The following is a 23535-nucleotide window of genomic DNA, read 5'->3' as shown; positions in this document are numbered from 1 at the left end:
ATGGCGCGGCAGCCGGTGGTGCGGCACAACGACTGGGGCTCGCTCACGCCCGCCACCCTCGGCGACTGGGAGCCGACGCTGTCGGTGAGCGTCGTCGTCCCGACCTTCAACTACCAGCGCACCCTGCCCTACGTCCTCGCGGCGCTGGCCGCGCAGTCCTACCCCGACCACCTGCTCGAGGTGCTCGTCGTCGACGACCAGAGCTCGCCGCCGCAGGAGCTGCCCGAGGTGCGCCCCGAGCGCACCCGGCTGATCCGCGTCGAGGAGGGCTGGGGCCGCGCCAACGCCTGCCACCTCGGTGCGCTCGCCGCCGAGGGCGACGTCCTGCACTGGTACGACGCCGACATGCTCGCGCACCGCGAGGAGGTCGAGGCGCACGCCCGCTGGCACCACCTCGTCGACTACGCCGTGCCGGGCGGGCACAAGCTCTTCGTCGACCCCGCCTCCCTCTTCGACCTCGACCCCGCCGTCGTGCGCGACCGGGTCGCGGCCGGCGGGGCGGGCGAGCTGTTCCCCGGCCAGGAACACGAGCCGCACCAGTGGGTCGAGGACTACTGGGCCAAGACCGACGACCTGCGCACCGCCGGCCCGCGTGCCCAGCGCTACCACATCGGCATGACCGGCTCGGTCAGCAAGGCGCTCTACCTCGACTCGGCCGGCTTCGACCGCACGCTGCGCCTCGGCGAGGACATGCACCTCGGTCACTCGCTCGCCCAGGCGGGCGGCGTCTTCGTGGTCGACCGCCAGGCGCGCAGCTGGCACCTCGGCCGCTCGCAGGTGCTCCGCCGGGCCGAGCAGGTCAACCGCTTCAACGACCCCTACCTCGCCGACCTCGTCCCGACGATGCGCCCCAAGCGCAACCGGCGCGGCCGCGCCTACCAGGTGCCCTACCTCGAGGTCGTCCTCGAGGCCGGGCCCGCCGACGAGACGATCCACCTCGTCGACTCGCTGCTCGACGGCGACGTGCCCGACCTGCGCATCACCCTCGTCGGGCCGTGGGGATCGGTCCACGACGAGCGCGTGCAGCCCGTCGAGGACCCGGTGCTCGAGACCCGGCTGGTGCACCGCTCCTACCTCCACGAGCCGCGGGTGCGGCTGGTCGAGCAGCGGCCCACCGGCTCCGACGCCGAGTTCGTGCTGACCCTGCCCGACGTCTCGCACGCCCCGCTGCCGGCGACGCTGTCGGCCCTGCTCGACGACCTCGAGCGCACCCACCACGGCGCCCGCGTGCTGGCGTACGACACCGGCGCGGCCGCGCGCCTGGAGCGCACGTCGGCGCTGGCGCGGGTGGCGCGCCTGGTCGACGAGGGCGACGACGCCGAGGCGCTGCTCGACGAGTCGTTCGGCGTGAAGACCTATCCCGCCACGTCGGTGGGCTGGGTGCCGGTCGCCGACCGCGTGGTCGAGCGCTTCGTGCTCGGCGCGCGCCCGCCGATGGACCCCGACAAGTCGGAGCACCGGCTGCGCAAGGCGCTGCGCCGCGCCGCGGACGCCTCCGCTGCGGCCGGGCAGGACGGCCCGGGCCGGCCGGCCGAGCCGGCGCCGGGCGAGACGCCGGACGCCGAGGCCGACCACCACCGCCGGGGCATCTTCGGCCGCCGCCGCTGATGGTTCATCACGGTATGTCGGTGAACCCGCACTTCCCACGGTGAGCTCGTCGAGGGAGGCGCCGGTTGGTCTGCATACCGTGATGAACCGTCAGTCGCCGCCGAACAGGTCGCGGGTGTAGACCCGGTCGGCCACGTCGCGCAGCTCCTCGACCATCCGGTTGGCGACGATGAGGTCGACGCGCTCCTTGAAGCCGGCGAGGTCGCTGGTGACCTCCGAGCCGAACCACGAGTCGACGCCGAGCTCGGGCTCGTAGACGATCACCTCGACGCCCTTGGCCTTGAGCCGCTTCATGATCCCCTGCACCGACGACTCGCGGAAGTTGTCGGAGCCCGCCTTCATGATGAGCCGGTGGATGCCCACGACGCGGGGCGCGCGGTCGAGGATGTCGAAGGCGATGAAGTCCTTGCGGGTGGTGTTGGCCTCGACGATGGCCGAGATCAGCGTCTGCGGCACGTCGGAGTAGTTGGCCAGCAGCTGCTTGGTGTCCTTGGGCAGGCAGTAGCCGCCGTAGCCGAACGACGGGTTGTTGTAGTGGGTGCCGATCCGCGGGTCGAGGCCCACCCCGTCGATGATCTGCCGGCTGTCGAGCCCGTGCGAGAGCGCGAAGGAGTCGAGCTCGTTGAAGTAGGCCACCCGCATCGCGAGGTAGGTGTTGGCGAAGAGCTTGATGGCCTCGGCCTCCGTGGGCTCGGTGAACAGGACCGGCACGTCGTCGGAGTCGGCGCCCTTGACCAGCAGCTCGGCGAACGCGCGCGCCCGCGCGGAGTCCTCGCCCACGACGATGCGCGCGGGGTGGAGGTTGTCGTGCAGGGCTCGCCCCTCGCGCAGGAACTCGGGGGAGAAGATCACGTCGGCGATGCCCAGCCGGGTGCGTACGTCCTCGATGTAGCCCACCGGCACGGTGGACTTCACGACCATGGTGGCGCCGGGCGCGATGCGGTGCACGTCGCGCATGACGGCCTCGATCGAGGTGGTGTCGAAGTAGTTGGTCACCGGGTCGTAGTTGGTGGGCGTCGCGATGACCACGAAGTCGGCGCCGGTGTGGGCCTCCTCGGCGTCGGTGGTGAAGGTGACGTCGAGGTCCTCCTCGGCCAGGAAGCGGGAGATGTCGTCGTCGTGGATCGGGCTCTCGCCCCGGCGCAGCCGCTCGACCCGCGAGGCGTCGAGGTCGAGGCCGACGACGGTGTTGTGCCGGGCGAGCAGCACGGCCATGGACAGGCCGACGTAGCCGAGGCCCGCGACGGAGATCTTCGTGGTCACGCGAGCAGTCTGCCGCACGCCGGCGACGGGAGCGTGACGACGAGGGCGCGATCGCCCGTCATGGGTAGCGGGGCCGGGTCATCCGGCGATCGGGGTCAGGTCGGACGGCAGGACCGCGGGCACGCCCCGAGCGTGGCGGGGCCGTAGCGTGGTGTCGCCCGTGCAGGCCGGGTCGTCGAGCTCGGGGAGCTCCACGACGCGGGTCGGGTCGGGCCCCCCGGTGACCGGGAGCGTCACCCGCAGGTCCGTGCCGCCGGCGCCGAGCCGGGCGGTGAGCACGGCGGGCCCGGCGTCGAGCTCGCGGACGAACGTCGCGAGGGTGGCTCCGCCCCCGCCGCAGGCGGCGTAGGTGAGCCGCCACCCGGGCAGCCGCCCCGCCAGCTCGGCGAGCGTCGTCACGTCGGCCGTGGTCTCGGCGGCGGGTGCGCGGCGCCGGTTGACGCCCTCCTCCAGGCTCACCGACGCCACCCGCAGCCCGAGGTCGGCGAGCCCGGGGTCGGCGGCGGCCTGCTCGAGCAATGCGTCGACCCCGTCGGGGTCGTCGGCCTCCCACGCCGCGTCGGCGTCGGTCGCGCCCGCGTCGCCGATCGGGGCCGAGGCCAGGGGCGGCGCCTCGAACGGGGGCGACTCGGCGTCGAGGCACGTGCGCTCGACCGGGTCGGGCACCGCCCACGCGGTGTCGAGGTGGTGCCGGCCGACGACCTGCACCGCGGCGCTCGCGCCGTCGCCGTCGGGCGTCACGACCAGCTGGGCCACGGCGTCCTGCGTCGGCGCCACGAGCGCGACCCGGACGGCGTCGTCGCACGTGCTCGACGTGGGCGCCCAGCCCGCGGACCGGGCGACCCGCAGCTCGGCCCGGGCGGCGCGCTCGACGCCGGCGGCGTAGGGCGTCGTGCGCTGTGCGACGACCCGGTCGACCTGACCCCTGCTGCCGAGCGCCGGGCCGGCCACTGTCGCGGAGGTGGGCGCGACCCACGGGTCGGACCACACCGCGACCGCCGCGTCGACGTCACTGGCGTCGGAGACGATGCCCGCGTCGTCGGAGCAGCCGGCGAGCACCGCCGCCGTCACGACGGCGACGGCGCTCAGGACGGCGTGACGGCGAACCACGGCTCGTCCCACCCGGAGACACCGAGGTCGCCCCTGGTGAAGTCGTCGCGCGAGACCGTCTGCTCGCGTCCCGTCGCGGGGTCGTAGATCCTCAGCGAGTCGCCGTCGCCGCCGGTGACGAGGACGACGTGGCCGGGCCGGGTGGTGTCGCCGACGTAGAGGGGCACGTGGTGGCCGTCCTCGACCGAGTCGGCGATGTGGTCGTAGGTCGCGCCGCGGTCGCCCGGGGCCACCGTCTGCACCTCGTAGTCGCGCCCCGGCGCGCCGCTGCCGTCCTGCGCGGACATCTCGTTGGCGAGCGCCCACGGCTGGGTGCCGGCGGCCTCCGGCCACGGGAACTGGAGCTCGCCGTCACGGTCGCGGACGGCGTTGGTGCGCTCGTGCATCGCGAGCGACTCGTCGGCGAAGCGCTGCTCGGGGGTGCGCGGGTCGGTGACACCGGTCGCCGCGTCGTAGCCGGTCTCGATCCACAGCGCGTAGGCCGGGTCGTTGAGCATCCGCGACATCACCAGGCTCGAGGAGCCACAGGTCGTCTGGTCGGGCTGGGAGTAGGAGCCGTCGGTCGGCGGGTCGAGGCCGTCGAGCTGGGCGGGGCTCATCGTGTGGAGCTTGGCGAGGTAGTTGGCCAGCGCGGCGCCGCTCAGCCCCGAGGCGACCCCGGCGAGGATCCACGCGCGCTCCTGGTCGCTGCGGGCGCCGGCGAGGGCGTCGCGCACCGCCTGCTGCTGCGCGGGGGTCAGCTGGTCGAACGCCTCGTCGTAGGCGGCCAGGGCGGAGCCCGACAGCGGCCCCTCCTCGTCCTCCCAGGCGTTGACCAGCGACACCGCGCTGATGCCCCGGGGCAGCGAGTCGGGCAGGTCGATCTCGTCCATCGCCCGGCGGATCGCGGCGCGGGCCACCCGCACGGCGTCGCGGGCGTCGGCGTAGGAGCCGATCGCCTCCCGCACGGCGTGGACGACCCCCGCGACCACGCCGCGGAGGTGGTCGACGAGCTCCCACGGCATCAGGTCGCCCCACGAGAGCTCGAGGTTGTTGCGCAGCATGTCGTCGGCCCGGGCGTGCCGCTCGCGCGCGTCGGCCATCGCGTCGGCGAGGGTCTCGAGCGCGGTCACGACGCCGGTCGCGGCGGGAGGGACGGTCGCCGTACGCGTGCCCAGGCGCCGCATCGAGGTGCGGAAGGCGTCGCCCGACGTGCCGCGCCACACGGTCGCGTCGATGCGCTCGCGGCAGGTGTCGAGCTCGCCGCACCCGCGCTCGACGACGCCGGCGATGCGCCGCCACGCGGCCGCCGCGGCCGTCAGGTCGCGGGGGTCGGGGGCGGGCGGGTCGGTGGCGATCTCCACGGCCGTCGCGACGGCGTCGACGATCGTCTGGGCGGCGTCCCACGGCGGCCAGAGGTCGATGTCCTCGACGACCGCCAGGACGCCCCTCAGCCGGGAGACGGTGTCATCGAGCAAGCCCATGGAACTCTCCCGCCGAGCTGCCGTCGGTCGCCTCGAAGTCGGCGATGCACTGCTCGGTGCCGGTGCGGTGCTCGTCGATCACGCCTCGCACGACGCGCAGCACGCCTTCCATGTCGCCGGCCGCGTCGGCCAGGGCGTCGGCCAGGTCTCCGAGGGCGTGACCGGCGGCCTCGCCCGTGTGGTCGAGGCCGTCCTGGACCTCGGCGCGTGCGTTGTCGCCGTAGTGCCATCCGGCGCGGACCGCCGCGGGGTCGAGCTCGATGGTCATGGTGCCTCCCTGTCAGGAGGATTCCCCTCCCGGTGGCGATCAAACAAGGCGGTCGGCGGCTGTGCAGTCGGCGTCGGCGGCGACGGCTTGGCCGGGGCTGGCAGGGTGGAGGCATGGGAATGGCGAAGAAGCTCGCGACGCTCGGCATCGCGAAGAAGGTCTACGACGAGGCGCGCAAGCCCCACAACCAGGCCAAGATCCGCTCGGCCGTGCAGAAGGTCCAGGAACGCCGCGGCGGCAAGCGGTCCTGAGCCGGCCGGGCCGCGGCCGCGCAGGCCTGTCCCGGGCGCAGGCCGGGCCGGGCCGGTTGCCACGCCCGCCCGGTGGGCGTAGGACTGGTGCATGACCACCACACCCGTCGAGCCCGACGCCGACCCCGAGGTCGTGCCGTCCGGCGACCCCTCCGTCAACCCGATCGACCCGGGGGAGGTGCCCGACTCGCCCATCCCCGAGACCCGCCCCGACGGGGAGCAGTAGCGCCGCACCCCCGGCTGCCTATGCTCGCGGCATGACGATCCAGCAGCCCACCGCCCTCACCCACGCCGCGATGCTCGGCCTCGGCGTGCACCGGCCCCAGCGGCTGGTGACCAACGACGAGATCTGCGAGGTCCTCGACTCCTCCGACGAGTGGATCCAGACCCGCTCCGGCATCCGGACCCGCCGCTTCGCCGGCGCCGACGAGACGCTCATCGGCATGTCGATCTCGGCGGCGGAGAAGGCGCTGGCCGCGGCCGGGATCGCCGCCGACCAGGTCGGCTGCGTCATCGTCGCCACGTCGACGCACCCCGAGCACACCCCCGCCTCCGCGCCGCAGGTCGCCAGCGCGCTCGGCATCACGGCCGCCGCGTTCGACATCTCCGCCGGGTGCGCGGGCTTCTGCCACGCGCTCAACCTGGCCGCGGCGATGGTGCGCGCCGGTGCGGAGAGCCACGTGCTGGTGATCGGGGTGGAGCAGCTGAGCCGCTTCATGGACCCCGCCGACCGGGGCACCGCGTTCATCTTCGCCGACGGCGCGGGCGCGGTCGTGGTGGGTCCGTCGGAGACGGCGGGGATCGGCCCGACCGCCTGGGGCTCCGACGGCTCGCAGGCGCACGTCATCACCCAGACGCCCAGCTGCCTCGGCGGACACTCCGACCGCGAGCACCCGGTGGTGCAGATGGAGGGCACCGCGGTCTTCCGCTGGGCGCCGTTCGCGATGGCGAAGGTCGCCCACGAGGCGCTCGACCTGGCCGGCGTCCCGGTCGAGGAGCTCGACGCCTTCATCCCGCACCAGGCCAACCTGCGGATCACCCAGACCCTCGCCAAGAACATCCGGCTGCCCGAGCACGTCGCGATCGCCACCGACGTCGTCGACTCCGGCAACACCTCGGCCGCGTCGGTGCCGCTGGCCATGGAGGCGATGCTGCGCCGGGACGAGGCCGCGGCCGGCGACACCGCGCTGCTCATCGCGTTCGGCGCCGGGCTCAGCTATGCCGGACAGGTCGTGACCCTCCCGCCGCTCGGCGGGTGAGCCGGCCCCGTCCCGCACGGGGGCGACCGGCGGGCTAGGTTCGCGTCCATGGCTCACCACTGGATCGCCACCCGCCCCGGCGGGCTCGACGTCTTCTCCTTCGAGGCCTACGACGTGCCCGCGCCCCCGCGCGGTGAGGTCACGATCGCGGTCCGCGCGGCCGGGATGAACCCGGCCGACGCCAAGCACGTCGCCAGCGGGTCGGGCGACTTCCCCCGGGCCGTCGGCTACGAGGTCGCCGGGGTGGTCAGCGCCGTCGGGCCCGACACCGACATCGCCACGGGACCTGTGGCGGTGGGCGACGAGGTGCTCGCCTTCCGGATCAGCGGTGGCTGGGCGAGCGAGGTCACGGTCCCGGCGCAGGACGTGTTCGCCAAGCCCGCAGCGCTGTCGTTCCCCGAGGCGGCCAACCTCCTGCTCGCGGGCACGACGGCCGCCGAGATGCTCCACGTCACCGGCGTGGCCGCGGGCGAGACGATCCTGGTGCACGGTGCCTCCGGGGCGGTCGGCGTGAGCGTGCTGCAGCAGGCGGCGCGCCTCGGCGCCCGTGTGATCGGCACGGCCAGCCCGGCGCGCCACGACGTCGTCGCCGGCTTCGGCGGGGTGCCCGTGGGCTACGGCGACGGCCTCGAGCAGCGGGTGCGCGACGCCGCGCCCGACGGGATCGCCGCCGCGCTCGACTGCGTCGGCACCGACGAGGCGATCGACACCTCGCTCGCGCTGGTCGCCGACCGTCGTCGCGTCGTCTCCATCGCCGCACCCGGTCGCGCGAAGCAGGAAGGCATCATCGCCATCGCCGGCGCGCTGCCGGCCAGCAAGGCCTTCCGCGCCTCGGTGCGCGCCGACCTCGTCGACCTCGCCGGCGCCGGTGGGCTCGTCGTCCCCGTCGCGCGCACCTTTCCGCTCGCCGACGCGCTCGAGGCAGCCGAGCTGCTGATGGCCGGGCACCCGGGCGGGAAGCTCGCGCTCGAGCCGTGAGCGTCGAGACGGCTCAGGCGCCGGGGCCCGGCCCCTCGGCGAGGAGCCGCCGTTGGTCGACCAGCTCCCGGGTCGCGCCGAGCGCCTCCGAGACCTCCCAGGCGACCTGGGCGGCCCGCGCTCCGAGCTGGCCGGTGCGCGCGCCGTCCATCCGGACCGTCGGCACGGAGAGGCCGAGTGCGCCGACCACCGAGCCGGTGTGGTCGAAGACGGGCGCGGCGACGGCGCGGATGCCCGGGGTGCGCTCGGCGTCGGACCCCGCCCAGCCGCGTCCGCGGGCGACCGCGAGCTCGGCTGCGAGCTCCACCGGGTCGGTCACCGTCTTGTCGGTCACCGGCTCGATGCCGCGTGCGAGGGCCGCCTGCTGCCGCGCCCACGGCAGCATGCACAGCATCGCCTTGCCGGGCGCTCCGTGGGTCAGCGCGATGGGGACCCCGAGGTCGGTGTAGTGACGCCGCAGCTCCTGGCGTGACTCGACCTGGTCGACCACCGTGCGCTCGTACGTCGCGAGCAGCTCGTGCAGGCCGACGGTCTCGTCGACCTCGTCGCGCAGGGCCACCATGTAAGGGCGGGCCGCCTCGCGCAGGCCGGACGGGACGGCGCCCGAGCGCCCGAGCTGCACCAGCAGCGGACCCGGCCGGTAGCGCTTGTCGGGGCCCTGCTTGAGGAGCCGGTTGACGGTCATCGAGCCGAGCAGCCGGTGGGCGGTGCTGGTCGACAGACCGGTCAGCCGGGCGATGTCGGTGATCCCGAGGGCGGCGTGGTGGGCGTCGAAGCACCGCAGGATCGCGACGGCTCGGTCGATCGACTGGACGCTGCTGCGCTCGGTCGGGCGCTCGGTCGGGCGCTCGGTCATGGTGTCGTCCCTCGGTCCACGGAGTCAGTGTGCCGGAGTCCGGCGTTTCTCTTGACGACCCATGTGGCGTGTGCCACAGTTCCCGCATGACGGCAAGCAATCCCACGATACGGGAAAACTCCTCACGGCGTCCACTCGAGGGCTTCCGGGTCCTCGACCTGACCCGCTTCCTCTCCGGCCCCTACTGCACGATGGTGCTGGCCGAGCTGGGCGCCGACGTGATCAAGGTGGAGCAGCCGCACACCGGTGACGACTCGCGGCGCATGGCGCCGAAGATCGACGGCGAGAGCTACCCGTTCGCGATGCCCAACCGCAGCAAGCGGTCGGTGTCGCTGGACCTCAAGACCGACAAGGGCCGGGAGCTGTTCCTCGCGATGGCCGAGACGGCCGACCTGGTGATCGAGAACTTCCGACCGGGGGTCGCCGACCGGCTCGGCATCGGCTACGACGGCGTGAAGGCCGTCCGCGACGACATCCTCTACTGCTCCATCAGCGGGTTCGGCCAGACCGGTCCCTACCGCGAGCGCCCCGGCTTCGACATCATGGCGCAGGGCATGGTCGGCTTCCTCCGGATGACCGGTGAGCCGGGCGGGCGACCCGCCAAGGTCGGCATCGCGGTCAACGACATCGCCGCCGGCGCCACGGCGATCTACTCGATCCTGGCCGCCCAGATGCAGCGGATGACCACCGGTCAGGGCCAGTACATGGACATCTCGCTCGTCGACGCGGGGCTCGCCTGGGCCGTGTGGGAGTCCGGCGCCTACTTCGGCGCCGGCGAGGTGCCGCAGCCGACGGGCACCCGGCACCGCCGGTCCACTCCCTACCAGGCCTACCGCACCAGCGACGGCTACGTGACCATCGGTGCCGCCAACGATCGGCTGTGGCTGAGGCTCCTCGGCGCCCTCGACCGCCCCGAGTGGGAGAACGACCCGCGCTTCCTCACGCTGCCCGACCGGATGGCCCACATCGACGAGCTCGAGGCCGAGATCGAGGCGATCACGATCACGCGCACCACCGACGAGTGGATCAAGGCCATCGACGCCGTCGGCGTCCCCTGCGGCCCGGTGCTCACCTTCGACGAGACCCTCGACGACCCGCACGTCCAGGCCCGCGGCATGATCGCCGAGCTCCACCACCCGGTCATCGGCGAGATGCGGACGATCGCCCCGCCGACCAAGTTCTCCGCGATGGACTACTCCGTGCGCGGACCCGCGCCGTGGCTGGGCCAGCACACCGCCGACCTGCTGCGCGAGATCGGCGAGAGCGAGGACTCGATCGCCGCCCTGTTCGCCGACGAGGTCGTCTTCGACGCCCGACCCGACCTGCACGACCGACTCGAGGGAGAAGCCTGAGCATGTCCGACCACATCCTGGTGGAGCGTCGCGACGCGATCGCGACCGTCGTCCTGAACCGTCCCGAGAGCCACAACGCGATCAACGTCGCGATGTACCGCGACCTGCCCGACGTCGTCCGCGACCTCGACGCCGACCCGAGCGTCAAGGTGATCGTGATGCGCGGCGCCGGCACCCGGTCCTTCGCCTCCGGCGCCGACATCACCGAGTTCGAGGCCGAGCGCAGCGACGCGGTGAAGGCGAAGGCCTACAACGTGAAGGTCGCCGCGGCCGAGCACGCGATCGAGGGGCTCACCAAGCCCTCGATCGCGATGATCCACGGCTACTGCATCGGCGGCGGCGCCGGCCTCGCCCTGGCCTGCGACATCCGGTTCGCCGACCGGGCGGCGAAGTTCGCCGTGACCCCGGCCAAGCTCGGTCTGGTCTACAGCCTCGAGTCGACCAAGCGGATGGTCGACCTCGTCGGCCCCGCGCGCACCAAGTGGATCCTCTTCAGCGGCCTGCAGGTGCCCGCGGCCCGCGCCTACGAGCTCGGCCTCTTCGACGAGGTGGTCGACACCGAGGACCTCGAGGAGCTGACCTACGGCTTCGCCGAGACGGTGTGCAGCCGGGCCCAGTTCAGCGTCCGAGCCGGGAAGGTGATGGCCGACAAGGTCGTGGCCGGGCAGGTCCGCGACGACGAGGCCACCCTCGACCTGCGCAACTCCTCCTTCGACACCGAGGACTTCGCCGAGGGCGTCCGGGCGTTCATGGCCAAGCGTCCGCCCAGCTTCACCTGGTCCTGACATGACGACCACAGCGACCGGACGCGCCGTGCCGCGCGTCGACCCCGACGAGGTGTCGGCCTTGGCGCGCGAGGCGGCGTCCGATCCGGCCTGGGAGTTCGGCTCCTTCTTCCTCAGCCGGTTCCTGCAGCTCGAGATCTCCTATGACGAGCCGGAGCAGACCTGCACCGTCGTCCTTCCGTACGGCCCTCACCTGTGCAACCCGCAGGGCTCGGTGCACGGCGGTGTCATCACCACGGCCCTCGACATCTCGATGGGCCACCTCTGCAAGAAGTTCCTGTCACCGGCGGTGACGATCGAGATGCAGATGCGCTTCTTCCGTCCCCTCACCGGGACGGGCACCTGCACCGGCCGCCTGATCCGCTCGGGTCGCCGCATCGTGCACCTCGAGTCGCGGATGACCGACGACCAGGGACGACTCACCGCTCTCGGAACCGGGTCGTGGCACCGCCTCGACGCGGTGTGACCCACGCACCGACCACTCTCGACCCGGCACGGCAGCGCCGTGCCCCGCAACCAGGAGGAACCATGAAGCACAAGAGGATCGCAGTCGCTTCAGCGGCGGCGCTGATGCTCACCCTGAGCGCCTGTGGTGGCGACTCGGACGGTGGGTCGGGCGGGGCGTACCCGTCGGAGGACATGGACTGGACGATCGCGTTCGGCCCGGGCGGCGGCAACGACCTCATGGCGCGCACGATGGTCGACATCCTGCAGCGCCAGGACCTCTACCCCGAGAACATCCGCGTCGAGAACCGCGACGGCGGATCGGGCGCCACCGGGTGGGGCTACCTGCTCAACCAGTCCGGCGAGGGCTACGGCATCTCGACGACCTCGGGATCGTTCATCACCACGCCCCTGCAGGCCGACACCGGCTGGGAGCCGACCGACTTCACCCCGGTGGGCCTGCTCGCCGCCGACAACGCGCTGCTCATCGCGTCCGGCAAGGCCGACTTCCAGAGCTACGAGGAGTGGGTCGACTACGCCACCGAGAAGGGCAAGGTCGTGGTCGGCGGGATCGGCACGGTCAACGTCGACTACATCATCCAGCAGATGATCGCCGACGCCGAGGGCTACGAGATCGACTACGTGCCCTACAACGAGGAGGGCCAGATGCAGACCTCGCTGCTCTCCGGTGCCATCGACACGATGATCTCCAACCCCGGCTCGATCATGGGCCAGATCGAGGCCGGCCAGGTGACGCCGCTGCTCTTCACCGGACCCGAGCGCCTCGAGGCGCTGCCCGACGTGCCCACCGGCGAGGAGAACGACATCTCCGACATCCCGTCGATGCCGCGCGGCCTGATCCTGCCCCCCGAGGCCCCGCAGGAGGCGCAGGACTGGTGGATCGAGACGATGCAGGAGGTCGTCGAGACCCCCGAGTGGCAGGAGTACCTCGACGAGAACTACCTGCTCGAGGACGAGCGCTGGGGCGAGGACTTCACCACCTACCTCGACGACACGCAGACCGCGTTCGAGGAGCGACTCACCGACCTCGGTGCGCTGTGACGCTCGCTGACGCAGCCACGCCCGCGGCCCGGCCCCAGGGCCGGGCCGCGGGGTGGGTCCGGCCCAAGACCGTCTTCCTGGCGGGCGTGCTGGTCGTGCTCGCGGTCTACACCGAGATGGCCTTCGGCCTCGACTGGCGCACCCAGGCCGGCCGGATCGGTCCGGGGTTCTTCCCGCGGATCGTCGGCGTCGGTGGCCTGCTGATCACGCTGTGGGCCCTGGTCACCGCCATCCGCACCCCGGAGGACGACGAGGTGGTGGCCCTCGAGGACGAGGTCGGTGACGCCGACCTCGGCAAGCACCCGCGACTGCTCGCGATCATGGTGCTCGCCGCCGCCGCCCTCGTCGCCACGCTGCTGTGGCTCGGCACCATCATCTCGTGCGCGCTCTTCCTCGGCGTCATGTTGAGCCTGCTCAACCGCGGGCACCACGTGACCAACGCGGTCGTCGCCATCTGCCTGCCGCTCGTGATGTACATCCTTCTCCAGACCCTCCTGAACGCCGGGCTGCCCGAGGGCATCCTGCCGCGCTTCTGACGACCGGAACCCCGACATGGACATCTTCGACAACCTGGCCAACGGCATCGTCGCCGTCGCCACCCCGATGAACCTGCTGCTGCTGTTCGCAGGCGTCATGCTCGGCATGATCGTGGGGGTGATGCCGGGCCTCGGCCCCTCGGCCGGACTTGCGATCCTGCTCCCGCTCACCTTCACGCTGGACCCGACGGGCGCGGTGGTGATGCTGGCGGCGGTCTACTACGGCGCGATGTACGGCGGCACGATCACCTCGGTGCTGATCAACACCCCGGGCGAGTCGGCGACGGTCGCCAGCACCTTCGACGGCTATCCGCTCGCCAAGCAGGGCAGAGCCGGACCGGCGCTGGTGATGGCCGCCATCGGCTCGTTCGTCGCCGGCACCGTCGGCGCCGTGCTCATCAGCATCGCCTCGCCGGCCACCGCTTCGCTCGCGGCCACCTTCGGCCCGCCCGAGCTCTTCCTCGTCGTCGTCCTCGGCCTGCTCACGCTGATCGTCATCATCGGCGGCAACCGGCTCCTGGGCGCCCTGTCGGCGCTGATCGGCTTCGGCATCGCCACCGTCGGCATCGACATCGGCACGGGTCAGCAGCGCTACACGTTCGGCTCGGTCGAGCTGATCAACGGCATCGACTTCATCCCCGTCGCCATCGGCCTCTTCGGCGTCGGCGAGATCCTGCACACGCTGTGGCGCGGCGGCCACCTCGAGAAGCTCGCCTACTTCAACGTCTCTGCCCGCTCACGGGGCTTCTGGCCCACCAGGACCGACCTGCGCGAGTCGGCCGGGCCGATCACCCGAGGATCGTTCCTCGGCTTCTTCGTCGGCGCCACGCCCGGTGCCGGCGCCACGGTCGCCTCGCTCATGTCCTACAACCTGGAGAAGTCGGTCTCCAAGACGCCCGAGAAGTTCGGCAAGGGCGCGATGGCCGGCCTCACCGGCCCTGAAGCGGCCAACAACGCCGCCTCCTCGGGCGCGATGGTGCCGCTGCTGACGCTCGGCATCCCGGGCTCCGCGTCGACCGCGGTGCTGATCGGCGGCTTCATGATGTGGGGGCTCCAGCCGGGGCCGCTGCTGATGACGCAGAACCCCGAGTTCGCGTGGGGCCTCATCGCCAGCATGTTCCTCGGCAACATCATGCTGCTGCTGGTCAACGTGTTCTGCATCCCGGCATTCGCCAGCATCGCCCGGGTCCCGTTCCGGGTCCTCGGCCCGACGATCATCGTGATCTGCGTCCTCGGCACCTTCACGGTCAACGGCTCGATCGTCGAGGTGGCGATCATGCTCGCCTGCGGCGTGCTCGGCTTCTTCATGCGCCGCTTCGGGCTCTCCCCAGCCGCGATGGTCATCGCGCTCGTGCTCGGCCCCATGGCGGAGGAGTCGCTGCGCCAGACCATGATCATCTCGGGCGGCACCTTCGGGATCTTCTGGGACCGCACCACCTCCCAGGTCCTGATCGCACTGATCGTCCTGCTCCTGGTCCTCCCGCTCGTCACCCGGCTCATCAAGCGGGCCGCAGCCCGCATCATCGCGCGCCTCGGCGCCATGCGGCGCCGTCACGCCCGCGGCGGCACCCCGGTCCCGCCGCCCGAGGACCTTCCCGGCCCGTCCGGTGACGCGCCCACGGACGGCTCCACGGACGACGGTGACCGTGGGCCCACGCCCGAACGCGTGGACTCCCGTTGATCGCCAGCATCCTCGCCACGTCGGCGGCGGCGCTGGTCGGCGCGGGCGTCGCCACCGCGCTCAAACTCCCGGCGGCGCCGCTGCTGGGGGCGATGATCGGGGTCGCGGCCCTCTCGCTGTCGAGCGAGCTGAGCTGGCAGGCGCCGGGCGGGGCCAAGTGGGTGGTCTACGTCGCGATCGGTGCGCTGCTCGGGCAGTCCGTGACCCGCGAGTCGCTCGTGGCGCTCCGCTCCGCGGCGGTGCCCATCGTCATCACCGTCGTGCTGTTCCTCCTCTTCGGGCTGGCCCTCGCCTGGGGACTGTGGAGGTTCACCGACTTCGACGTGCACACCGCACTTCTCTCCACGGCACCGGGCGGCATCGCCCAGATGGGAGCGTTGTCGGCCGAGGCCAACGCCAACGTCCCCGTCGTGCTGTCGATCCACGTCCTGAGGATCACGTCGGTCATCGTGCTGATGAGCCTCGGACTCAAGCTGATGGGAGGACGATCATGAACCCGTCCGGACACCACCACCACCGCTCGCTCGACGGCGTACGCGTCGTCGACCTGAGCCGCGCGCTCGCCGGTCCCTACGCCACGATGATGCTGGCCGACGTGGGCGCCGACGTGCTCAAGGTCGAGCCGCCGTCGGGCGACGACAGCCGCGGCTGGCTCCCCTTCGCGCCGCCCGGCCCCGACGCCGCGCCGGACACCACCGAGGAGTCGGCCTACTTCCTCTCCGCCAACCGCGGCAAGCGCTCGGTGCGCCTCGATCTCAAGTCGCCGGAGGGCGCCCAACGCCTCCGCGACCTGTGCGCCGACGCCGACGTCCTGGTCGAGAACTACCGCCCGGGCCTGCTCGCCAGGCTCGGCCTCGACCCCGCCTCGCTGCGCGAGGCCAACCCGCGACTCGTTACGCTCTCCATCACCGGCTTCGGGTCGGGCGGCCCCGACGGCGACCGCCCGGGCTTCGACCAGATCGTGCAGGCCGAGGCCGGGCTGATGAGCCTGACCGGCGAGGCCGACGGCGACCCCACCCGCGTCGGGCTGCCGATCGCCGACATCCTGGCCGGCATGTTCGGCGCCTTCGGCGTGATGTCGGCCCTGCGCGAGCGCGAGGCGACCGGCGTCGGCCGGTCCGTCGAGACGAGCCTGCTCGCGGCCGTCGCCTCGGTCCACGCCTTCCACGGCTCCGGCTGGCTCAACGGCGGCCGGGTGCCGGCCCGCACCGGCAACCGGCATCCCTCGATCGCGCCCTACGGCACCTTCCGGTGCGCCGACGCCTCCCTGGTGATCGCGGTCGGCTCGGAGTCGCTGTGGCGACGCTTCGCGGCGGTCGTCGGCATCGACCCGGCGCGTCCCGACGTGGCCACCAACCGCGACCGGGTGGGCAACGTCGACGCCCTCCAGGCCGAGATCGACGGCCTGCTCGCCGACCGCGCGGCCGAGGACGTCCTCGCCGAGCTGGCCCGCGAGGGAGTGCCCGCGGGCCGGATCCGCAGCATCCCCGAGGTCTACGCGTGGGAGCAGGTCCGCCACCTCGGCCTGGTCCACCAGCTCCAGCACACGACCCTCGGCCAGGTGGCCGTGCCGGGCGGCGCGCTGCGCTACGACGGCGCGGCCTCGGCCTCACCGGTGCCCCCGCCCCTGCTCGGCGAGCACGAGGACCTCGCGTGGGACCGGCCCTGGCTCGACCAGCGCGACGCCGCGGACGGTGCGGCATGAGCGCCGTGTCGTACGCCGTGATCGGTGGCGGGATCCTGGGCGCGGCCGTCGCGCGGCGCCTCCAGGTGGTCGACCCCGACGCGTCGGTCACCGTGTGGGAGAAGGAGGACCGGCTGGCCGCGCACCAGACCGGACGCAACTCCGGCGTCGTGCACGCCGGGCTCTACTACGAGCCGGGCTCGCTCAAGGCGACCCTGTGCCGGCGCGGGGTCGGCCTGCTCCGCGACTTCTGCGACGAGCACGACATCGCCTACGACGCGTGCGGCAAGGTGCTCGTCGCCCTCGACGCGGCGGAGGAGGGCCGGCTCGACGCGATCGAGGCCAAGGCGCTCGCCAACGGCGTGCCCGGCATCCGCCGGCTGTCGGCCGGGGAGCTGCAGGAGATCGAGCCCCACGTGCGCGGGGTGGGCGGGCTGCACTCGCCGTCGACCGCGATCGTCGACTTCCCCGGCGTCACCCGCCGCCTCGCCGAGCTCGTGGAGCGAGACGGCGGCACCGTCCGGCTCTCGACCGAGCTGACCGGCGTCCGGCACGACGGCACGGGCGTGGTGCTCACCGCCCGCACGCCCGACGGCCCGGTCGAGGAGCGCTTCGACCGCGTGGTCCTCTGCACCGGGCTGTGGGCCGACCACACCGCCGAGCAGGCGGGCGACACGCGGGAGCCGCAGGTGGTGCCCTTCCGGGGCGAGTACCTCCTGCTGCGCCCCGAGCGCCGCTCCCTGGTCAACGGCCTCGTCTACCCGGTGCCCGACCCCCGCTACCCGTTCCTCGGCGTGCACCTGACGCCCCGGGTCGACGGCGAGGTGATGGTCGGCCCCAACGCCGTGCTCGCCCTGGCCCGCGAGGGCTACGACTGGCGCACCGTCTCCGCGCGCGACCTGCGCGAGATCGCGGCCTACGACGGGTTCCGTCGTTTCGCGCGCCAGCACTGGCGCACCGGCGTGATGGAGATGGCCGGGTCGCTGAGCCGCCGCCGCTTCGTCGCCGCCGCGCGCCGCTACGTGCCCGAGCTCCGGCTCGACGACGTGGTGAGCGGGCCCAGTGGCATCCGGGCGCAGGCGCTGGAGCGCAGCGGCGCGCTGGTCGACGACTTCCGGATCACCACCCGCGACCGGGTCACCGCGCTGCGCAACGCCCCGTCGCCGGCGGCGACCTCCAGCCTGGCGATCGCCGAGCACGTCGTCGACGTCGTGCTGGGCCGCGAGGTGGCGCGGTGAGCGACGTCCACCTCGACCGTGGCCTGTGGATGGTGCTCGCCTCGCCGTTCGACGACGGCCTCGCACTCGACACCGCCTCGCTGGAGCGTCAGCTCACGCTCGCCGACTCGGTGTCGGCGCAGGGCGTGGTCGCGCTGGGCGTCTTCGGCGAGGCCGACGCGCTGACGCGCGCCGAGCAGCAGGACGTCGTCCGCACGGTGACCACCGCCTCCGACCTGCCCGTCGTGATCGGGCTGTCGGCGCGCACCACGGCCGTCGCGGTCGACCAGGCGCTGTCCTGCCTCGAGGCCGCGCGGCGACCGCCCCGGGCGCTCATGGTGCAGGTCAACTCCCCGCGCACCGAGGTCGCCGTCGAGCACCTCACCGCGATCCACCGGGCGACCGGGCTCCCGGTCGTCGTGCAGGACTACCCGGCCGCCTCCGGCGTCACCGTCGCCGGCGACGTGCTGGTCGAGGTCGTCCGCGCCTGCGCCGGCTTCGCGGCCGCGGTGAAGGCGGAGGCCGCGCCGACCCCGCCCGCGATCGCGACGCTGACCGGCGCGGTCGAGGTCCCCGTGTTCGGCGGGCTCGGCGGTGTCGGCCTCGTCGACGAGCTCGCCAGCGGCGCCGCCGGGGCGATGACCGGGATGAGCCACCCCGAGGGGCTCCGCGCCGCGCTCGACGCCCACGAGGCCGGCGGTTTCGCCGAGGCCCACCGGGCGTGGGCGCCGTGGCTCCCGCTCGCCAACTTCGAGGGCCAGCTGCGGATCGGGCTGTCGATCCGCAAGGAGATCCTGCGTCGTCGCGGCGTGCTCGCGACCGGCCGGGTCCGCCCGCCCGCCGCCGCCCTTCCCGCCACGATGGTGCCGCTGCTCGAGCAGCACCTCACCCACCTGCCCCCCACCTCTGGAGGAACCCCATGGATCTCGGCCTGACAGGCAAGGTCGCCCTCGTCCTCGGCTCGACCGCCGGACTCGGACGCGCGTCCGCGGAGGCGCTGGCCGCCGAGGGCGCCCACGTCGTCGTCGCGGGGCGCCGCGCCGAGCTCGTCGACGCGCTCGTCGAGTCGCTGCCGTCCGCGGCCGGCGTGGTCGCCGACGTGACCGACCCCGACACCCCGGCCCTGCTGGTCAACCGGGCCCGCGAGAGCTTCGGCGAGGTCGACATCGTCGTCCTCAACGGCGGTGGCCCGCCGCCCGGCCCCGCCGACGCCTTCACCGCCGAGACCGCCCAGGCGGCGTTCGACCTGCTCCTCAAGCAGCACATCAGCCTCGTGGGCCAGGTGCTGCCCGGGATGCGCGAGCGCCGGTGGGGCCGCATCGTGGCGATCGGGTCGAGCGGCGTGCAACAGCCGATCCCCACGCTGACCGCGTCCAACGTCGGGCGCGCCGCGCTCGCGGCCTACCTCAAGACGCTCGCGGGCACGGTGTCCGCCGACGGCGTCACGGTCAACATGGCCCTGCCCGGCCGGATCGACACCGATCGCGTCGCCCAGCTCGACCGGGCCGCGGCCGAGCGCACCGGCACCACGCCCGACGCCTCCCGCGCCTCCTCGGAGGCGGCGATCCCCGCCCGACGCTACGGCGACCCTGCCGAGTTCGGCGCGGTCGTCGCGTTCCTCGCCTCGCAGCAGGCGGCGTACGTCACCGGCGAGCAGGTCCGCGTCGACGGCGGACTCGTCGGCGCCTACTGACCCCCACCACCACCCCCAGGAGACCACCCGTGCGACTCGCCACCATCCTCGACCGCGGCGCCGACGTCCCGGTCCTCGTCGACCCCGAGCGCGGCGTCGTGCCGATCGCGTCGCTCACCGACCGGCCGGTGCCCTCGCTGCTGAGCGTCATCGAGGACGACCTCTACGACGACCTGGTGGCCGCCGCCGCCTCGGCCGGCGCCGAGTCGTTCCGCCCGTCCACCGACGTCACGTGGACCGCGCCCTACCGGCGCCCCCGCAAGATCTGGGGCATCGGGCTCAACTACGTCGACCACGCTGCCGACCTCTCCGAGTCGGTGCCCGACGAGCCGGCCTCCTTCATCAAGGGCGACCACACCATCATCGGCCAGGGCGACGACATCCCGATCCCGTCGCAGAGCGAGCGCACCACGGCGGAGGGCGAGCTGGGCCTGGTCATCGGGCGCGAGTGCCGCAACGTCTCCGAGGAGGAGGCCCTCGACCACGTCTTCGGCGTCACCACGATCCTCGACCAGACGGCCGAGGACATCCTCCAGCGCAACCCCCGCTTCCTCACCCGCTCCAAGAACTTCCCCGGCTTCTTCTCCTTCGGCCCCGAGATCGTGCCGATGGCCGAGGTCCTCGAGCGGTTCGGCTCGATCGGCGACGTCGAGGTGTCCACCGTCGTCAACGGCGACCAGGCGCGCACCAACACCGTCGCGCACATGCGCTACAGCCCGGCGTTCCTCGTCGCGTTCCACAGCGCGGTGATGCCGCTCTTCCCGGGCGACGTCATCTCCACCGGCACGCCCGGCGCGATCCACGTGCGCGCGGGCGACGTCGCGGAGTGCCGGATCCCCGGCATCGGCCGCCTGGTCAACCCGGTGGTCAGCGGCTGACGGGGGCCGGCCGGGCCAGCCGGTCGGCCACCACCGTCCACACGTCGGGGTCGAAGCCCATCCCGAGGTGGGTCGAGCCGACCTCGACGTGCTCGACCCCGGGGGTGGACCGGTCGAGGCACGCCTGCCACGCCACCACCCCGTCGCGCCGGGAGAACAGCACCGTGAGCGGCACGCGGATCGGCGAGGACGCATCGAGACGGCGCGACACCCGGTCGGCGTCCGCATCGGCTCCGGTGCTGGAGGCCCGGGCGACGCTGGTGTGGCGCGCACCACCGGTCACCGGCGTGCCGTAGGTGACCACGCGGCGTACGACGTCGGGGTGGCGGCGGGCGACCTCGCGCGCGATGACGCCGCCCAGGCTCCACCCGACCAGCGAGGCGGGGGCACCCGTCTCGTCCACGAGATCACGGACCCGCCGCGAGAGCCGCTCGACGTCGCGGCGCGGGTCGCCGGTGTTGGTGCCGAAGCCCCAGCCGCGGGCGTCGTAGCCGAGCCGCGCGAGGTAGCCGCGCAGGGGTGCGCCGGTGAGCTCGGGCGCCTTCCACCCCGGGATGTCCACGACGAGGTGGCCGTCGCCGCGCGGTGCTGTCGCCAGCCGCGGGAGGGCGCCGACCAGGCGGGCGGCGTCGAGCGCCGAGCCCAGCTCGCCGAGCGTCGTACGCGCCGACGGTGGTCCGCTCGGGAGGCCGAGCCCCGCGGGGTCCGCGTGGTGCCGCGCCCGCGAGCGGGTGCCGGCGGCCGCCAGGAGGTGGTGCCCGGGGAGGGGGAGGCGTGCCATGTCGCGACTGTACGACGGGGGTGTCCGGCGGCGGCTGCGCCCGGCCCGGCGGCGTCGGCGTGGGCTACCCGGCGTCGACGACCTCGCCGTTGTGGGGCACCCGGCCGCCGAACGTGATCGGCACGGCGGCGGCCTGCGCGACGTCCGCGCGGTCCATCGCCTGGAGGTGGACGTGGGGCTCGGTGCTGTTGCCCGAGTTGCCGCACCGCCCGAGCACCTCGCCCACCTCCACCCGGTCGCCCGGCCGCACCTGGAGGCTGTCGCGTTGCAGGTGGCACACCGCGACCACCGGCCCCTCGGCCGTCCGGACGAGGACGTGGTTGCCGGCCAGCGCCTCCCACCCCGCAGCGACCCGGCGGCGCTGGGTGAGGGCGTAGCCCACGGACGGCAGGCCGCGGTAGGACGGGTGGTCGGTCGCCGTGCCGTGCACGCCCACGACCACGCCCGACACGGGGGCGAGGACGGGGCGCCCGAAGCCGGGGAACCGCTCGGCCGGCTCGGGGCGGACCAGCGACCCGATCGTGACGGGTGCGGTCCGCCCGCCCTCGTCGACCGGGACGAAGTCGATGGCGTACGAGGTGGCCAGCAGCGCGGTGCCGTGGCTGGGCACCCGGTCGGCGGGGCTGTTCTGGGTCAGCCAGCGCCCCGTGAACGGGAACGCGAGGTCCATGGGGGCTTGGTCAGCTCGACAGCGGCGAGGCCTTGCGGATGGCCCGCTTCGAGGTCTTCGCGCCCGCCTTGGCCGCCGAGACGACCCCCTGGCTCAACAGCGTCAGCCCGCCGCCGACCAGCCACACGTCCTTGGCCACCGCGATGCCCTCCTGGCTGGGGCGGATCCCGTCGTCGAGCGTCATCGACGGGGTCCTCAGGTACATCCCGACCAGGCTGCAGCCGAAGCCGGTCAGCGCGGCCCCGGCCACGGTCGCGGGGACCATGGGCGCCAGCAGCGCCGCCCCGACACCGATCTCGCTGTACGCGAGCAGCCGCGCGAACTTCGCCGGCTCCATGTCCTTGAACAGGGCGGGGTAGGCGCCGGCCGCGGCGCCGTGGAGGAACTGGGCCGTGCCCTCGTCGGCACCCAGCTTGCTGACGCCGGAGTTGAGGATGTAGGCACCGGTGGCGAGGCGAAGCGGGATCTGGGTGAGGGACACGGGCTCTCCTGGGTGGGTTTCGTGGACGGGCACTCGCTCTACCGTTACCCCCACGTGGCGCCCACACAACCCCGGGAGCCGATCGGTTTCGCGGGCGCGCTCGTGGGGAGGGTCCGCCCGTGGCACGCTGGGGCGGTGAGCGGTGAGCTGCCCCGGCCCGTGCGGGTCTTCACGCCGGCCGACCTGGCGCCGGGCGACCCGACGCCCGGCATGCACCGTGAGCTGGCCTTCGAGCTGCCCCTGCTGTGGGCCGGACAGGTCGCGACGGACCCCGGTGCCGTGTCTGGCTGGCACCACCACGAGCGCAACGAGTCGAGCCTCTACGTCGTGCGCGGGGTGCTGCGGCTGGAGTTCGAGGGCCACGAGGGCCACCTCGATGCCGGCCCCGGCGACTTCGTCCACGTCCCGGCCTGGACCGTCCACCGCGAGTCCAACCCCGGCCGGGAGCCGTCGCTGGCCGTGATCGCGCGCGTCGGTGGCGGTCTTCCGACCGTCAACGTCGACGGTCCGGCGGCTCGCTGACGCTCGGTCCGGCGTTCTCCTGGCCCCAGCGGCCGAGCGCGACGATCGCCTCGCGCAGGGCGAGCCCGCGGTCGGTGAGCGCGTACGCCCGGGTGTTGTGCCGCAGCGGCAGTCGGGTCAGGACGCCGGCCGCCTCGAGCTCGCGCAGGCGCGTCGCGAGCATGTTGGTCGGCACGCCCAGCTCGCGCTGCAGGTCGCCGTAGCGCTGGGGCCCGTCGAGCAGCCGCTCCACGATGAGCAGGGCCCACCGGGCCCCGACGACGCCGAGGGCCGCGGCGAGGTCGCTCACGCGGTCGGGTCGGCGTCCGGCTTCATCCAGAACGGGGAGTAGTGGTAGCCGTCGGGGTCGTCGAACTGTCGCTGGTACATGAAGGGGTAGTCGTCGGTGTCCCCGATCCGTCCGCCGGCGGCCCCGGCGCGCTCGACGACGGCATCGACCGCCTCGCGGCTGCCGAGGTCGAACGAGACCGTGACCTTGGAGGGCGTGTCGGGGGCGCCGACCAGCTCCTCGCTGCCGCCGACGCTCGCGTACATCTCGCGGCTGCCGAGCATGACGTACTGCTCGGGCGCGATCGCGAAGCACGACACGTTGTGGTCGGACATCTCCGGGTTGAGGGTCCACCCGAGGGCGGTGTAGAAGGCGGTCGCGCGCTCGACGCTGTCGACCGGGCAGGTGATGAAGAGGCTCATGGC

The 23535-nt window shown here is 73.4% G+C and carries 28 protein-coding genes; 18 read left to right on the top strand and 10 right to left on the bottom strand.

All coding sequences use genetic code 11. The features are described from left to right. Positions 1 to 1608, top strand: a complete 1608-nt coding sequence (locus AC54T2_RS03605) for a glycosyltransferase (protein ID WP_489976327.1) — start codon at positions 1 to 3, stop codon at positions 1606 to 1608. Positions 1609 to 1698: 90 nt separating this feature from the next. Here the strand turns inward: AC54T2_RS03605 and AC54T2_RS03600 are convergent, their stop codons facing one another. From AC54T2_RS03600 to AC54T2_RS03585, 4 genes are all read right to left on the bottom strand, one after another. Further along, positions 1699 to 2871, bottom strand: a complete 1173-nt coding sequence (locus AC54T2_RS03600) for a nucleotide sugar dehydrogenase (RefSeq protein ID WP_496665537.1) — start codon at positions 2869 to 2871, stop codon at positions 1699 to 1701. Positions 2872 to 2949: 78 nt separating this feature from the next. Next, positions 2950 to 3981, bottom strand: coding sequence for a hypothetical protein (locus tag AC54T2_RS03595; RefSeq protein WP_496665536.1), 1032 nt, complete (start codon positions 3979 to 3981; stop codon positions 2950 to 2952). Next, entirely contained in the window at positions 3957 to 5444 is a 1488-nt protein-coding gene (locus AC54T2_RS03590; RefSeq protein ID WP_496665535.1) for a hypothetical protein, read from the bottom strand. The genes AC54T2_RS03595 and AC54T2_RS03590 overlap by 25 nt, the downstream gene beginning before the upstream one ends. Further along, positions 5428 to 5712: a hypothetical protein gene (locus tag AC54T2_RS03585; protein ID WP_186339549.1), complete on the bottom strand. Its 285-nt coding sequence runs from the start codon at positions 5710 to 5712 to the stop codon at positions 5428 to 5430. The genes AC54T2_RS03590 and AC54T2_RS03585 overlap by 17 nt, the downstream gene beginning before the upstream one ends. A 113-nt stretch (positions 5713 to 5825) precedes the next feature. Between AC54T2_RS03585 and AC54T2_RS03580 the strand changes: the two genes are divergently transcribed. The 4 genes from AC54T2_RS03580 to AC54T2_RS03565 all read left to right on the top strand — a co-directional run bounded on the left by AC54T2_RS03580 (position 5826) and on the right by AC54T2_RS03565 (position 8200). Further along, complete coding sequence (locus AC54T2_RS03580; protein ID WP_186339548.1) at positions 5826 to 5963, top strand: hypothetical protein; 138 nt, start codon at positions 5826 to 5828, stop codon at positions 5961 to 5963. A 91-nt stretch (positions 5964 to 6054) separates the two neighbouring features. Further along, positions 6055 to 6189, top strand: coding sequence for a hypothetical protein (locus AC54T2_RS03575; RefSeq protein WP_260988502.1), 135 nt, complete (start codon positions 6055 to 6057; stop codon positions 6187 to 6189). 31 nt (positions 6190 to 6220) lie between these two features. After that, on the top strand, positions 6221 to 7222 hold the full coding sequence (locus AC54T2_RS03570) for a beta-ketoacyl-ACP synthase III (protein WP_496665534.1): 1002 nt from the start codon (positions 6221 to 6223) through the stop codon (positions 7220 to 7222). Between the two features lie 48 nt (positions 7223 to 7270). After that, on the top strand, positions 7271 to 8200 hold the full coding sequence (locus AC54T2_RS03565; protein WP_496665533.1) for a quinone oxidoreductase family protein: 930 nt from the start codon (positions 7271 to 7273) through the stop codon (positions 8198 to 8200). A 13-nt stretch (positions 8201 to 8213) separates the two neighbouring features. On the opposite strand, the gene AC54T2_RS03560 is transcribed toward AC54T2_RS03565, so the two are convergent. Then, the gene (locus AC54T2_RS03560; protein ID WP_489976322.1) at positions 8214 to 9056 is read right to left on the bottom strand and encodes an IclR family transcriptional regulator domain-containing protein; all 843 of its coding nucleotides are present in this window, start codon (positions 9054 to 9056) and stop codon (positions 8214 to 8216) included. 86 nt (positions 9057 to 9142) lie between these two features. Between AC54T2_RS03560 and AC54T2_RS03555 the strand changes: the two genes are divergently transcribed. From AC54T2_RS03555 to AC54T2_RS03500, 12 genes are all read left to right on the top strand, one after another. After that, the gene (locus AC54T2_RS03555; RefSeq protein WP_186339544.1) at positions 9143 to 10408 is read left to right on the top strand and encodes a CaiB/BaiF CoA transferase family protein; all 1266 of its coding nucleotides are present in this window, start codon (positions 9143 to 9145) and stop codon (positions 10406 to 10408) included. 2 nt (positions 10409 to 10410) lie between these two features. Beyond that, positions 10411 to 11193: an enoyl-CoA hydratase-related protein gene (locus AC54T2_RS03550; RefSeq protein WP_186339543.1), complete on the top strand. Its 783-nt coding sequence runs from the start codon at positions 10411 to 10413 to the stop codon at positions 11191 to 11193. A gap of 1 nt (position 11194) precedes the next feature. Then, on the top strand, positions 11195 to 11659 hold the full coding sequence (locus AC54T2_RS03545) for a PaaI family thioesterase (RefSeq protein WP_186339542.1): 465 nt from the start codon (positions 11195 to 11197) through the stop codon (positions 11657 to 11659). 62 nt (positions 11660 to 11721) lie between these two features. Further along, the gene (locus AC54T2_RS03540; RefSeq protein WP_186339541.1) at positions 11722 to 12699 is read left to right on the top strand and encodes a Bug family tripartite tricarboxylate transporter substrate binding protein; all 978 of its coding nucleotides are present in this window, start codon (positions 11722 to 11724) and stop codon (positions 12697 to 12699) included. Further along, the gene (locus AC54T2_RS03535; RefSeq protein ID WP_186339540.1) at positions 12696 to 13235 is read left to right on the top strand and encodes a tripartite tricarboxylate transporter TctB family protein; all 540 of its coding nucleotides are present in this window, start codon (positions 12696 to 12698) and stop codon (positions 13233 to 13235) included. Before AC54T2_RS03540 ends, AC54T2_RS03535 begins: the two co-directional genes overlap by 4 nt. 16 nt (positions 13236 to 13251) lie before the next feature. Further along, on the top strand, positions 13252 to 14916 hold the full coding sequence (locus AC54T2_RS03530; RefSeq protein WP_489976320.1) for a tripartite tricarboxylate transporter permease: 1665 nt from the start codon (positions 13252 to 13254) through the stop codon (positions 14914 to 14916). Continuing rightward, positions 14913 to 15410 (top strand): AbrB family transcriptional regulator, encoded by a 498-nt coding sequence (locus tag AC54T2_RS03525; protein WP_186339538.1) that lies wholly within the window; start codon positions 14913 to 14915, stop codon positions 15408 to 15410. Before AC54T2_RS03530 ends, AC54T2_RS03525 begins: the two co-directional genes overlap by 4 nt. Beyond that, a complete protein-coding gene (locus AC54T2_RS03520) occupies positions 15407 to 16621 on the top strand; it encodes a CaiB/BaiF CoA transferase family protein (protein ID WP_496665532.1) in 1215 nt (404 codons plus the stop codon). Before AC54T2_RS03525 ends, AC54T2_RS03520 begins: the two co-directional genes overlap by 4 nt. Next, positions 16618 to 17838 carry an L-2-hydroxyglutarate oxidase gene (gene lhgO, locus AC54T2_RS03515; protein WP_496665531.1) on the top strand — a complete coding sequence of 407 codons (1221 nt, stop codon included), beginning with the start codon at positions 16618 to 16620 and terminating at the stop codon, positions 17836 to 17838. Before AC54T2_RS03520 ends, lhgO begins: the two co-directional genes overlap by 4 nt. Beyond that, positions 17835 to 18752 (top strand): dihydrodipicolinate synthase family protein, encoded by a 918-nt coding sequence (locus AC54T2_RS03510; protein ID WP_489976318.1) that lies wholly within the window; start codon positions 17835 to 17837, stop codon positions 18750 to 18752. Before lhgO ends, AC54T2_RS03510 begins: the two co-directional genes overlap by 4 nt. Next, the gene (locus tag AC54T2_RS03505; protein ID WP_489976317.1) at positions 18737 to 19510 is read left to right on the top strand and encodes an SDR family oxidoreductase; all 774 of its coding nucleotides are present in this window, start codon (positions 18737 to 18739) and stop codon (positions 19508 to 19510) included. Before AC54T2_RS03510 ends, AC54T2_RS03505 begins: the two co-directional genes overlap by 16 nt. A 29-nt stretch (positions 19511 to 19539) precedes the next feature. Beyond that, a complete protein-coding gene (locus tag AC54T2_RS03500) occupies positions 19540 to 20388 on the top strand; it encodes a fumarylacetoacetate hydrolase family protein (protein ID WP_186339534.1) in 849 nt (282 codons plus the stop codon). Here the strand turns inward: AC54T2_RS03500 and AC54T2_RS03495 are convergent. The 3 genes from AC54T2_RS03495 to AC54T2_RS03485 all read right to left on the bottom strand — a co-directional run bounded on the left by AC54T2_RS03495 (position 20378) and on the right by AC54T2_RS03485 (position 22320). After that, positions 20378 to 21169, bottom strand: coding sequence for an alpha/beta fold hydrolase (locus tag AC54T2_RS03495; protein WP_496665530.1), 792 nt, complete (start codon positions 21167 to 21169; stop codon positions 20378 to 20380). The two genes, AC54T2_RS03500 and AC54T2_RS03495, sit on opposite strands and share 11 nt — an antisense overlap. A gap of 64 nt (positions 21170 to 21233) precedes the next feature. Then, positions 21234 to 21839 carry a M23 family metallopeptidase gene (locus AC54T2_RS03490; protein WP_186339532.1) on the bottom strand — a complete coding sequence of 202 codons (606 nt, stop codon included), beginning with the start codon at positions 21837 to 21839 and terminating at the stop codon, positions 21234 to 21236. 10 nt (positions 21840 to 21849) lie between these two features. Continuing rightward, positions 21850 to 22320: a hypothetical protein gene (locus tag AC54T2_RS03485; protein ID WP_186339531.1), complete on the bottom strand. Its 471-nt coding sequence runs from the start codon at positions 22318 to 22320 to the stop codon at positions 21850 to 21852. Between the two features lie 135 nt (positions 22321 to 22455). On the opposite strand from AC54T2_RS03485, the gene AC54T2_RS03480 reads away from it, so the two are divergent. Then, positions 22456 to 22842, top strand: coding sequence for a cupin domain-containing protein (locus AC54T2_RS03480; protein WP_489976315.1), 387 nt, complete (start codon positions 22456 to 22458; stop codon positions 22840 to 22842). Here AC54T2_RS03480 and AC54T2_RS03475 read toward each other — a convergent pair. Together AC54T2_RS03475 and AC54T2_RS03470 are read right to left on the bottom strand one after the other, a co-directional pair. After that, positions 22814 to 23131: a winged helix-turn-helix transcriptional regulator gene (locus AC54T2_RS03475; RefSeq protein WP_186339530.1), complete on the bottom strand. Its 318-nt coding sequence runs from the start codon at positions 23129 to 23131 to the stop codon at positions 22814 to 22816. The genes AC54T2_RS03480 and AC54T2_RS03475 overlap by 29 nt on opposite strands. Then, positions 23128 to 23532 (bottom strand): VOC family protein, encoded by a 405-nt coding sequence (locus tag AC54T2_RS03470; RefSeq protein WP_186339529.1) that lies wholly within the window; start codon positions 23530 to 23532, stop codon positions 23128 to 23130. Before AC54T2_RS03470 ends, AC54T2_RS03475 begins: the two co-directional genes overlap by 4 nt. Between the last annotated feature and the right edge of the window lie 3 nt (positions 23533 to 23535).

This window comes from Nocardioides sp. Z35_8, assembly GCF_059621125.1.
The sequence above is the reverse complement of the archived record's forward strand: the minus strand, read 5'-3'. Positions and strand labels throughout refer to the sequence as shown.